General features: G+C 63.6%; 6 protein-coding genes. 4 read left to right on the top strand and 2 right to left on the bottom strand.

Annotation, left to right across the window (positions count from 1 at the left end; genetic code table 11):
* Positions 1-14: 14 nt before the first annotated feature.
* From IQ26_RS13405 to IQ26_RS13390, 4 genes are all read left to right on the top strand, one after another.
* A complete protein-coding gene (locus IQ26_RS13405; RefSeq protein WP_145717868.1) occupies positions 15-1550 on the top strand; it encodes a Do family serine endopeptidase in 1536 nt (511 codons plus the stop codon).
* Positions 1551-1876: 326 nt separating this feature from the next.
* Positions 1877-2551 (top strand): response regulator transcription factor, encoded by a 675-nt coding sequence (locus IQ26_RS13400; protein ID WP_162457949.1) that lies wholly within the window; start codon positions 1877-1879, stop codon positions 2549-2551.
* Position 2552: 1 nt separating this feature from the next.
* Positions 2553-4028 carry a sensor histidine kinase gene (locus IQ26_RS13395; protein ID WP_145717862.1) on the top strand — a complete coding sequence of 492 codons (1476 nt, stop codon included), beginning with the start codon at positions 2553-2555 and terminating at the stop codon, positions 4026-4028.
* Positions 4028-6985: a bifunctional [glutamine synthetase] adenylyltransferase/[glutamine synthetase]-adenylyl-L-tyrosine phosphorylase gene (locus IQ26_RS13390; RefSeq protein WP_145717859.1), complete on the top strand. Its 2958-nt coding sequence runs from the start codon at positions 4028-4030 to the stop codon at positions 6983-6985. The genes IQ26_RS13395 and IQ26_RS13390 overlap by 1 nt, the downstream gene beginning before the upstream one ends.
* An 85-nt stretch (positions 6986-7070) precedes the next feature.
* On the opposite strand, the gene IQ26_RS13385 is transcribed toward IQ26_RS13390, so the two are convergent.
* Entirely contained in the window at positions 7071-9395 is a 2325-nt protein-coding gene (locus IQ26_RS13385) for a PAS domain-containing sensor histidine kinase (RefSeq protein WP_145717856.1), read from the bottom strand.
* A 174-nt stretch (positions 9396-9569) separates the two neighbouring features.
* The gene (pepN, locus tag IQ26_RS13380) at positions 9570-12215 is read right to left on the bottom strand and encodes an aminopeptidase N (protein ID WP_145717853.1); all 2646 of its coding nucleotides are present in this window, start codon (positions 12213-12215) and stop codon (positions 9570-9572) included.
* Between the last annotated feature and the right edge of the window lie 92 nt (positions 12216-12307).

Genomic DNA, 12307 nt, shown 5'->3' with positions numbered 1-12307 from the left:
AGGATACGAGACCCATGAATACTGCCCCCAATTCATATCGCCGCACCCCCAAACGCCTGATGGCTGCCGCCGCTTCAGTGGCCATTGCCGGCGCGATCGGTTTCGGCGCCGTTGCCACGGGCACCGTCCCAGTCCTGGCGGAGGCCGTGCGTGTCGAGGCGCCGCAGGTCCCGAGCTTCGCCGACGTGGTCGAGCGCGTTTCGCCGTCGGTCGTCAGTGTCCGTGTCAAGGCCAAGATCGAATCGACCGCCGACGACGGCTCCGGTTTGCCCGACGGCTTCGGCAATCCTCCCGACGATCCGCAGTTGCGCCGCTTCTTCAGGGAGTTCCGCGGTTTTGGCGATCAGGACGGCCCGGATGGAATGCGGCGTTTCGGACGCCGTGACCACAACCGCCAGCCGCGGCCGGTGGCGCAAGGATCCGGCTTCTTCATTTCCGAGGACGGCTATCTCGTCACCAACAACCACGTCGTCGGAGAAGGCTCGTCCTTCACGGTGGTGATGCATGACGGCAAGGAACTTGACGCCAAGCTGGTCGGCACCGATCCGCGCACCGATCTCGCCGTGCTCAAGGTCGAAGGCGACGGCAAGTTCACCTATGTCGACTTCGCCGATGATTCCAAGGTTCGCGTCGGCGACTGGGTCGTGGCCGTCGGCAATCCGTTCGGCCTCGGCGGCACGGTCACCGCCGGCATCGTCTCGGCCCGTGGCCGCGATATCGGCGCCGGTCCCTATGACGATTTTATCCAGATCGATGCCTCGGTGAACCGAGGCAGTTCGGGCGGCCCGACCTTCAATCTCAACGGCCAGGTCGTCGGCATCAACACCGCGATCTTCTCGCCGTCCGGTGGCAACGTCGGCATTGCCTTCGACATTCCTGCCTCGACGGCAGAGCAGGTTGTGCAGGATCTGATGAAGAACGGCACCGTCCAGCGTGGCTGGCTTGGCGTCGAGATCCAGCCGGTCAGCTCCGAAATCGCCGAATCGCTCGGGCTGAAGTCCGACAAGGGTGCGCTCGTTTCCAGCGCCCAGGACGATGGTCCCGGCCAAAAGGCCGGCATATCAGCCGGTGACGTCATCACTCAGGTGGACGGCAAGGATGTCGCTTCGCCGAAGGAACTCGCCCGTCTGATCGGCTCCTACCAGCCCGGCAAGCCGGTCGACGTCACGCTGTGGCGTAACGGCAAGAGTGAGACTGTCAAGGTCGATCTCGGCACGCTGCCCTCGAGCGACAAGCAGGCCTCGGCCGAGCAGCAGCCTTCCGCTCCGCCGGCGGCCGATACGCTGGCCGATCTCGGCCTCACCGTCACCAGGTCCGACGATGGCAAGGGGCTGGTGGTAACCGATGTCGACCCCGACAGCGATGCCGCCGATCGCGGCATCCAGCCCGGCGACATCATCACCTCGGTCAATTCGACCGCAGTGAATGGCACCGACGACGTCGCCAAGGCCATGGCCGACGCCGTGAAATCCGGCCGCAAGGCGGTGCTGATGCAGATCAGCCGTGACGACAGCAACCGCTTCGTCGCGCTGCCTGTCGCCAAGGGCTGACGTCCCAGACTTTTCGGTGCGTTGGTTTCAAACACCCCCGGGCCGCCACATGGGAAAGCACGGGGCCGGAACACGTTAGTCAGTCATCGTGTTCCGCTCCCGCGGCAGCGGGCTCCCATCGCCCGCTGCCGCGTCAACCAGAGCATGTCGCTCAAAAGCTTGTCCTTAGGCTTTGACCCGAGGGTGCCCTCCGGCTTTGGGCGCTATGCTAAAACAAAGACTTATCGCGTATCCTTGAATCACTTCGTTCGCGATACGCCCTGGTGAAGGCCACGATGCATATGCCGGCCACTCAATCTTCCAGCGAAATCGCGTATAACGGCTCCATGAAGATTCTCGTCATAGAAGACGATCGCGAAGCGGCCGATTACCTCCAGAAAGCCTTCACCGAGGCTGGCCACACCGCGCATGTCGCCGGCGACGGCGAAACCGGCTTCGCACTCGCCGATGCCGGCGATTATGATGTGATGGTCGTCGACCGCATGTTGCCGCGCCGCGATGGCCTGTCGGTCATCGCCGGTCTGCGCTCCAGGGGCAACACGACGCCGGTGCTGATCCTTTCGGCGCTCGGCGAAGTCGACGACCGGGTCACCGGCTTGCGCGCCGGTGGCGACGATTATCTGACCAAGCCCTATGCCTTCTCCGAGCTCTTGGCCCGCGTCGAGGTGCTGAACCGCCGCGCCAGCGCCAGGGAAGCCGAAACCGTCTACCGGGTCGGCGATCTCGAACTCGACAGGCTCTCCCATTCGGTGCGGCGCGCGGGGCGCGAGATCACACTGCAGCCGCGCGAGTTCCGCCTGCTCGAATTTCTGATGCGCCATGCCGGCCAGGTGGTGACGCGCACCATGCTGCTGGAAAATGTCTGGGACTACCACTTCGATCCGCAGACCAACGTCATCGACGTTCACGTCTCGCGGCTGCGCGGCAAGATCGAGAAGGGCTTCGACAAGCCGATCCTGCATACGGTTCGCGGCGCCGGCTATATGCTCAAGAGCGGGTAGCATGGCTCTTTCGGTGCCGGCCATCATGAGGACGACGGCAGCGCGGCTTTCGGCGCTTTATTTCCTGCTGTTCGCCATCTGCGCGGTGCTGCTCGTCTTCTACATGACCTCGCTGTCGGCGCGCATGCTGACCGCGCAGACGCAGGAGACCATCAACGACGAAGTGCTCGGCCTTGCCCGGGCCTATCAGCGCGGCGGCCTGCCGGTCCTGGTGCGTGTGGTCGAGGCCCGCTCGCGCCAGCCCGGCGCCAATCTCTATCTGATCGCTGACACCAATGGCCAGATCCTGACCGGCAATGTGCAAAGCCTGGAGCCGGGGGTGATCGAGACCGAAGGCTGGACCACTCGTCCGTTCTCCTACCGGCGCTTCGGCGAGGGCGAGCTCGAGCGGCAACGCAACCCGGCGTCCGATCAGAACGAAATGCAATCCAGCGAGAGTGAAGTGCAGGTGGAAGGCGAGAAGGGCCATAACGCCATTGCACTGGTGTTGCGCCTGCCGAACCAGATGATCATGCTGGTCGGTCGCGACCTCGGCGAGCCGGAACGGTTCCGCGCCGTCATCCGCCGCGCCCTGATGCTGGCGCTGGGCATGATGGGGCTTGGCGGGCTTCTGATCTGGTTCTTTGTCGGACGCGCGGCGCTGAAGCGCATCGATTCGGTGTCGGAGGCCAGCCGCCGCATCATGGGCGGCGATCTTTCCGGCCGGCTGCCGGTCACCGGGGCAGGCGACGAGTTCGACCGGCTCTCCGAAAACCTCAATTCCATGCTGGCCAGGATCGCCACGCTCAACGAAGGGCTGAAGCAGGTCTCCGACAACATCGCCCACGATCTGAAGACGCCGCTGACCAGGCTGCGCAACCGCGCCGAGGCGACGCTTTCCGGCAAGCAGAAGACCACCGACTACCGGCAGGCGCTGGAGGGGACCATCGCCGAGTCCGACCAGTTGATAAAGACCTTCAACGCCATTCTGATGATCTCCAGGCTGGAAGCGGGCTATTCTTCCGAAAGCACCAGCCGCGTCGATCTGGCTGCGTCGGTGCGCGATGTCGTCGAGCTCTACGAGCCGGTAGCGGAGGAGGCGGGAGTGACACTCGAGACCTCGATGCAGGATGCCTTCGTCGTCGAAGGCAATCGCGAGTTGATCGGCCAGGCGCTGTCGAACATCGTCGACAACGCCATCAAATATTCAACCGACTCTACGGCCGAGCCGACGGTGCGCGTGGCGCTCGATCGCGTTGGCAGGGAAGTGAGGCTTTCCGTCTCGGACAACGGCCAGGGCATTCCCGACGATGCCGACCGCGCCAGGGCGACCGAACGTTTCGTGCGGCTGGAAAAAAGCCGTTCGCAGCCGGGTTCCGGCCTGGGTCTCAGCCTCGCTAAGGCGATCATGAAGTTCCACAGCGGGCGGCTTGATCTTCTGCCCGGCGATCCCGGATTGTCCGTGGTCATGAGTTTTCCCGAACCGGAGGATCACTGATGGCGGTGAAGGCGGAACGGGTCGAAACCAACTGGCTCTTGAAGCCAAAGGCAAAGCTCCTTCCTTTGGATCAGAGCCGAGCCCGGCGGGAATTGTCGGAGATCGCTTCCGCCGCGCAGGAAGAGGGGCTTACCCGGTTGGCGAAATTCCTGGCCGACAAGGGCGTTGTCCAGGACTTCCTCGCTGCAATATTCGACCTGTCGCCATTCCTGCGCGACACAATGCGTCGCCGCCCGCGGATCCTCGATGCGCTTTTCGATGAGACCGTCGAGGCCCGGCTGATTGCGATCGGCGCGGCGGTCGACAAGGCCGCACGGGCCGAAGCCATCTCCGAAAGCAGCCTGATGATGGAGTTGCGGCAGTGGAAAGCGGAAGCGCATGTCCTGATCGCGCTGGCCGACCTTGCAGGCGAGGCTGAGACCGCCGTCACGGTACGGCGGCTGAGCGATCTTGCCGAGAACTGCATCCGCGCTGCAGTCGACTTCCTGCTTCGCGACGCGCATGGGCAAGGCAAACTCAAACTGCCGGACCCCGAGGATCCGGCGCGCCAGTCGGGCTGGATCCTGCTCGGCATGGGCAAGCTTGGCGCGCATGAGCTGAACTTTTCCTCTGACATCGACCTTGTCGTTTTCTTCGATCCGCAAGCCCCCGCCGTCGTTGATCCGCTCGATGCGACGGAGCTGTTTTCGCGCCTGACGCGCCGGCTGGCCCGCATTCTCCAGGACCGCACCGAACACGGCTATGTTTTCCGCACCGATCTCAGGCTTCGTCCCGATCCCGGTTCGACGCCGCTGGCGATCCCGGTCGAGGCCGCGCTCAACTACTACGAGGCGCGCGGCCAGAACTGGGAGCGCGCCGCCATGATCAAGGCGCGTCCGGTGGCCGGCGATCTCGCGGCCGGTGCTGTGTTCCTGAAGGAGCTCCAGCCCTATATCTGGCGCAAATATATGGACTACGCGGCGATTGCCGACGTTCATTCGATCAAGCGCCAGATCCACGCCCACAAGGGCCATGGCGAGGTCGCGGTGAAGGGCCACAACGTCAAGCTCGGCCGCGGCGGCATTCGCGAGATCGAATTTTTCGTCCAGACCCAGCAGCTCATCGCCGGCGGCCGCTTCCCCGAATTGCGCGGCCGCGAGACCGTTCCGGTGCTTGACCAGCTAGCGGCACGCGGCTGGATCACGGCCGACGCGCGCGATGCGCTCGCCCGGCAATACTGGTTCCTGCGCCGCGTCGAACATGCCGTCCAGATGGTCGCCGACGAGCAGATCCATGTACTGCCCGAAGATGACGAAGGGCTCGAACGCATAGCTCGCATGCTGGGTTTTGCCGATGCGGCGACCTTTGCCGAGGCGTTCCGCGCCGCGCTACATCAGGTCGAACGCCATTACGCGGCTCTTTTCGAAACCGCGCCCGAGCTTTCGGCGGGCCTCGGCAATCTGGTGTTTACCGGCGATATCGATGATCCCGATACGTTGCAGACCTTGCAGGGCCTCGGCTTCCAGCGAGCGAGCGACATCTGCCGCGTCATCCGCGGCTGGCATTTCGGCCGTTATCGCGTCACCCAGTCGGCAGAGGCGCGCGAGCGGTTGACCGAATTGACGCCGGCATTGCTGCAATCCTTCGGCCAGACGCGCCGGGCGGACGAGGCGCTGATACGCTTCGACGAGTTCCTCGCCGGTCTGCCCGCGGGCATCCAGCTGTTCTCGCTGCTCCAGTCCAATCCAGCTCTGCTGAAGCTGCTGGCGACGATCATGGGCGCGGCCCCCCGGCTGGCCGCCATCATCACGCGCCGGCCACACGTCTTCGATGGCCTGCTTGACCCGGCCCTTTTGACCGAACTTCCCGACCGCGCCTATCTGTCGGCGCGTCTCGCCGCCTTCCTTGAAGGCGACAGGGCCTATGAGGACGTGCTCGACCGCTTGCGCATCTTTGCGTCCGAGCAAAAATTTCTGATCGGCGTCAGGCTGCTTGCCGGCTCAATCGATCCGGCCCGCGCCGGCCGTGCCTTTTCCGATCTGGCCGATCTGACCATCGATGCGGCGCTGCAGGCGGTCGTCGCCGAGTTCTCGGCGCGCCACGGCCGCATCGGCGGCAGGGTTGCGCTGCTCGGCATGGGCAAGCTCGGCAGCCGCGAACTGACGGCTGGCTCCGACGTCGACCTCATCCTGCTCTATGATCACGACATCGATGCCGAAGAGTCGGACGGCGACAAGCCGCTCGCCCCATCCCACTATTACTCCAGGATGACGCAGCGGCTGATATCAGCCGTGTCGGCGCCTACGGCCGAAGGCGTTCTCTACGAGCTCGACCTTCGCCTGCGGCCGTCCGGCAACAAGGGGCCGGTGGCCACCCATGTCGACGCCTTCAGGAAGTATCAGCGCCGGGACGCCTGGACATGGGAGCATATGGCGCTGTCCAGGGCTCGCGCGATTGGCGGCGATCAAGCGCTATGCGCCGAGGTCGAAACTGAGGTGGCGGCGGTGCTTGCCCTGCCGCGCGACAGCGCCAAGGTGATGGCCGAGGCGTTCGAGATGCGCGCGATGATCGAGAAGGAGAAGCCGCCGCGTGATCTCTGGGACATCAAGCTGATTCCGGGCGGTCTCATCGACCTGGAATTCATCGCGCAGGTGGCGGTAATCACGGGGAAGGTCGAAGCAGGCCGCCGGGTCACCGGGACAGCGGAGATCCTGTCGCGGCTGTCGCCGGATTTCGCCGATACACAGGTCAGGCAGGAACTTTGCGCTGCCTATGCACTCTATCTGGCGCTGACCCAGATGACGCGGCTCTGCCTCACCGGCGTATTCGAGCGGGGCGACGTCCCGCCGGGGCTTTCGGATCTGCTTCTGGCGGTCACCGACCTGCCGGATTTCGGTGTGCTGGAAGCGCACCTCAAGGAGACGTCGCAAAAGGTCAGAACGGATTTCGACCTTTTGCTTCGTGCGAAGCGGCCATGAAGGCGCAACATGCAGTAAATTCGTGACAGCTCCGGCGGCGTGTGCCGCCGGAATCCGTCCTGGCCTACCGAGTTGCTTCGCGCCCCTAAGCGGCAGCCTTCACCGGCGTCGGCTTCTTGATCGGAATGCGCACCGACACGATCGTGCCGGCGCCTTCGGTGGAGCGGATCTTCAAGGCGCCGCCCTGAAGCTCGGCCAACGAGCGTGAGATGGCAAGGCCAAGGCCGGAACCGGTATGGCTCTTGGAAAACTGGTTCTGCACCTGTTCGAACGGCCGCCCGAGCTTGCTCAGCGCCTCCTTCGGAATGCCGCAGCCATTGTCTTCGATCGTCAGGACCAGAGCGCTGGACGTATTGCGGGCCCTTACCGCAATTCGGCCGCCCTGGCCGGTGAATTTCACTGCATTCGACAGAAGATTGATAACGATCTGCTTGATCGCCCGGCGGTCAGCGAACAGCGTCAGTGAATCGGGGATGCGTGTTTCGACGGTGATCGACTTTTCCGCTGCCTGCAGCGAGATGACGCGCACTGTTTCCCTGATCAGCGGGCAGAGATCGATTTCTTCCTGGTACATCGAGAACTGGCCGGCCTCGATCTTCGACATATCGAGGATGTCGTTGATGACGCCCAGAAGATATTTGCCGCTGCCATTGATATCGGTGGCGTATTCCTCGTAGCGTGGCGACCCCAAAGGCCCGAACAGAGCCTGTTCCATCAGCTCCGAGAAGCCGATGATCGCGTTGAGCGGCGTGCGCAGTTCATGCGACATGTTGGCTAGGAACTCGGACTTGGCCCGGTTCGCGGCCTCGGCGCGCTCGGTTTCCTTCATGTATTTACGGTTGAGCTCGACCAGTTCGCGCGACCGTTCTTCCTCCGCCCGGCGGGCAAGGCTGAGGTCGTGGATCGTCGCCATCAGCCGGCGCTCGCTGTCGACCAGCTTCTCCTGGTGCAGCTTGATCTGGGTGATGTCGGAGCCCACCGAGACGGTGCCGCCATCCCTGGTCCGCAACTCGTTCACCTGCAGCCAGCGGCCATCGGCAAGCTGCCGCTCGAAGGTCACGCCGCCTTGCTGCCCGTTGGTGTTGGCAAGCCGGCGCTCCGAGGCGAAGGCAAGCATGCGGTCTTCCAGAACGGCGCGCGAGGCACCCGGCATCACGTCGCGATCCAGCAGGCCGTTGTCCTGCTGGTACTTGGAATTGCACATGATCAGACGCTGGGCGGAATCCCAGAGCACGAAGGATTCGTTGATGTTTTCGATGGCGGTTCGCAGCCGAAGATCCGCGGCCTCGGAGCGCAACGCCAGGTGCCGTTGCTCGGTGACATCGACGGCGATGCCGATCAGTTGGATCTCCGGCGCTTCCGGATCGATCACCTGTGCCCTCGCGCGCATCCACACCCATTGTCCGTCGGCATGGCGCATCCGGAACACCTGGTCGATGTGATCGATCTCGCGTGCGACGATCCTGTTGGCGAGCTGGAACAGGTCGCCGTCCTCGGGATGGATGATCTCGTCGACCTCGCCGAACGACAGCATCGTGTCGCAGGGTTCATAGCCCAGCATGTCGTACATCGAGCGCGACCAGTACATCTTGCCGCGCACCATGTCCCAGTCCCACAGGCCGCAGCGGCCGCGCACCAGCGCCATGTCGATGCGCTGGTGCGCTTCGAGATAAATGCGGTCGGCGGCCTGAGCGCGCGCCGCCTGGCCGAAATAGGCATAAAGGATGATGATCAGCACGCCGGCTGTCAGCACGAACAGGGTGACGTTGAGCGAAACGGTCTTGCGCCACGTGTCGAAGACCGCTTCCCGCGGGACGAGCGCCGCGGCAGCGCCGTTCCTTCCATTTGTCAGGCTTACCGCCGCATACCAGTCCTGGCCGCCGATGCTGACCTCCATGACGCCGGCGCGGTCGCCGAACATGAACAGCGGTTGACCGCCCTGGGCGATGGCGTCGAGCGACCGTCCCTCCCAACGTGTCGATTGAGGTGTCACGGCAACGATCTTGAACGCGCCGTCGGTGACCGCAAGCACGTGGCTTCGGCCCATGCCGCCCTGACGGCTGATACCCTCCAAAAGGTCCTGCGTCGCGCCAGGCGTTGAGGCCATGTTCGCGTCGGCGGTAATCGAACTGGCCAGTTGGCCCGCCGCGAGCGAGAGGATAGCCTTGGCGTCGCGTTCCACGTCGTCGCGCTCGTTCATCAGCGACAGGAACCGCAGCGCTGCGATGACGAGCAGGAAAATGATGATGAGCGCCGGTATCGATCGGCGCAACAATGGCTCGGCTGCCAGGAGCCGTCGGTAGGCGGGTTCGGCGATGAGCCGCGCGTTGCCGGCGAGACCGTCGCTTCCCGCCTCGCGCCGCTCAAAAGCCGTCCCTCCGGCCGCGCCCCACGCGTCCGCCTTCGCCATAAATGGCTCTCCCCGATTTCAAATCTGCTTGACGATCCGGCGACGCCGCACTTCCGAATCTTCAGCTAAAGAATCAAAGGTGATTCGCCTTGTCCAGAGGCGCGGCCAAAAAAGATTAAAAATAGACTAAAATAATGGCTTTTCCGCCCGATGATGGCGCTGCCTCCTATAAACTCACGCCAGAGTGCGTTCGACGATATCGCGCAAATCGGCCGACAGGTTCTTGGCATTGGCAATCGCTAGCAGCGCTTCCCGTGCCTTGGCCTGCCGGGCAGGTTCGAGCGAGCGCCATGATCTGAGTGCCGTCGCCAGCCTGGCGGCCACCTGCGGGTTGCGCTTTTCGACCTGCAGGACCGTTTCGACGAAAAACCGGTAGCCTTCGCCGTCGGCGCGATGGAAGCCGGTCTGGTTGGCGCTGGAAAACGTGCCGACGAGCGAGCGCACCCGGTTCGGGTTGGCCATCGAGAAGGCCGGGTGGCAGGTCAGCGCGCGTACCGCGTCGACGGTTTGCGGGCCGGGCACGCTGGCCTGGATCTGGAACCATTTGTCCATCACCAGCGGGTCGGCCGCATATTTCGCTTCAAAGTCGGCCAGCGCCTTGGCCGTCTCGGGCGAACCGCTGTGGCGGAGCGCAAGCACGGTCAGTGCGGCGGCGCGGTCCGTCATGTTGGTCGCCGACTGGAAATGCCTGGCCGCAAGCGCGGCACCTTCCGGCAGCAGCGAGAGATAGTCGAGCAAGGTGTTGCGCAGCGCCCTGCGCCCTGCGCTCGCCGCGTCCGGACTGAACGGACCATTGTCGCCGAGGCGATCGTAGAGGCGGGAGAATATCTCGCGGTTAGCCTCGGCGATCGCGGTCGCCAGCGCCTCACGGCCCGAAAAAATCGCATCGGGGTCGATGTTCTTGCCGATGTCACGGGCGATATCGGCTTCACTCGGAAGCGCCAGGGCCAGCGCCCGATAGGCCGGTTCGAGTGTCTCGTCGCCGGCGATCTTGCCGGCAAGGTCTGTCAGCCGCGATGCGAAACCGGGCTGCTTGCCGCCAAGGGCCTGACGGAAGGCTGATATCAGCGCACCGGTCAAAAGCGTGTTGAACGCCTGCCAGCGCGCGAAGGCGTCGCTGTCATGGCTTGCAAGGAAGAACTGATCGTCGGCCTTCTGCTCGACCGAGAGCGTCACCGGCGCCGAGAAGCCGCGGTTGAGCGACATCGCCGGGCGTTCGGCCACACCCGAAAAGCGCACCATGTGCCGGCGCTTGCGAATATGGATGACGCCGTCCTCGACGCCGGCGCCCTCAACGCCGCTATAGGCTATCGCTTTGCCATTGCTACCTACCAGGCCGAAGGCGAGCGGAATGTGCATCAGCCGCTTGCGGCTTTCGGATGGCGTCGGCGGCACCGACTGCTCGATCTCGAGCGTGAATTCCTGCGCTGCCGCATTATGCGTCGAACTGATCGTCAGATTGGGCGTGCCCGCCTGATGATACCAGAGCGAAAATTGTGACAGGTCGCGGCCGGACACATCCTCGAACACCCTGAGGAAGTCCTCGATTGTCGCAGCCTCGCCGTCATGGCGCTCGAAATAGAGATCCATGCCGGCGCGGAACATCTCGGCGCCGAGAATGGTGCGGATCATGCGCACCACTTCCGAGCCCTTTTCGTAGACCGTCGCCGTATAGAAATTGTTGATCTCCCGGTAGCGGCGCGGCCGCACCGGATGCGCCAGCGGTCCCTGGTCCTCGGGAAACTGATGCGCTCGCAGCGTGCGCACTTCGGCAATGCGTTTCACCGCTCGCGAGCGCTGGTCGGCGGAGAATTCGTGATCACGGAAGACCGTCAGCCCTTCCTTCAGGCAAAGCTGGAACCAGTCGCGGCAAGTGATTCTGTTGCCAGTCCAATTGTGGAAATATTCATGCGCGATGATCGCCTCGATATTGGCGAAATCGGCGTCCGTGGCGGCTTCCTGGTCGGCCAGCACATATTTGTCGTTGAAGATGTTGAGGCCCTTGTTCTCCATCGCACCCATGTTGAAATCGGACACGGCGACGATGTTGAACACGTCGAGGTCATATTCGCGGCCGAATGCCTCCTCGTCCCATTTCATCGAGCGCTTCAGTGCGTCCATGGCATAACCGGCGAGCCGTTCCTTGCCCGGTTCGACGTAGATGCCGAGATCGACCTCGCGGCCGGACAGTGTGACGAAGCTGTCGGCGACCTTGCCGAGCGCGCCCGCCACCAGGGCGAACAGATAGGACGGCTTGGGGAAGGGGTCGTGCCAGACGGCATAGTGCCAGCCGTCGGCAAGTTCGCCGCTGCCCGCCGGGTTTCCGTTGGAGAGAAGCAGTGGCGCCTCGTGGTGCTGAGCTTCGATGCGCACCGTATAGACCGACAGGATATCGGGACGGTCGAGAAAATAGGTGATGCGCCGAAAGCCCTCGGCCTCGCATTGCGTGCAATAGACATTGCTGGAGCGATAGAGGCCCATCAGGGCTTCGTTTCGTGCCGGCGCCAGCTCGGTTTCGATCAGAAGCTGGAAGCGGATTGCCGCGGGCGGGGTGGTGATCGTCAGTTGATCGGGCGTGGCAAAAAAATCCGCCGGCGCGAGTGTCTGGCCGTCGATTGCGATGCGGCTGAGCGTCAGGCCATCGCCGTCCAGCACCAGCGGCACTGACGCCGCTACGCCGCCGCGGCGTTCGACCGTCAGCACCGCGGTGACGCGTGTGGCTTCTGGCGACAGGCGGAAAGTCAAGCTGGTTTCCGGAATGAGATAGTCGTTGGGGCGATAGTCTTCGAGCTTGAAGACCTGGCCGGTGTCAGTACGCATTCCGTGGGGTTTCCTGTCGATTCCAGCAGCGGTAGGTGGGGCCAGTGGTCCAAAAAATTCGAAGCCCGCGCTCTTTACACGAAACCGTCACT

The sequence above is a fragment of the Mesorhizobium tianshanense genome, assembly GCF_007830515.1.
Lineage (GTDB): Bacteria > Pseudomonadota > Alphaproteobacteria > Rhizobiales > Rhizobiaceae > Mesorhizobium > Mesorhizobium tianshanense.
Note: the sequence above shows the minus strand (reverse complement) of the source record. Positions and strands in the feature narration are given on the sequence as shown.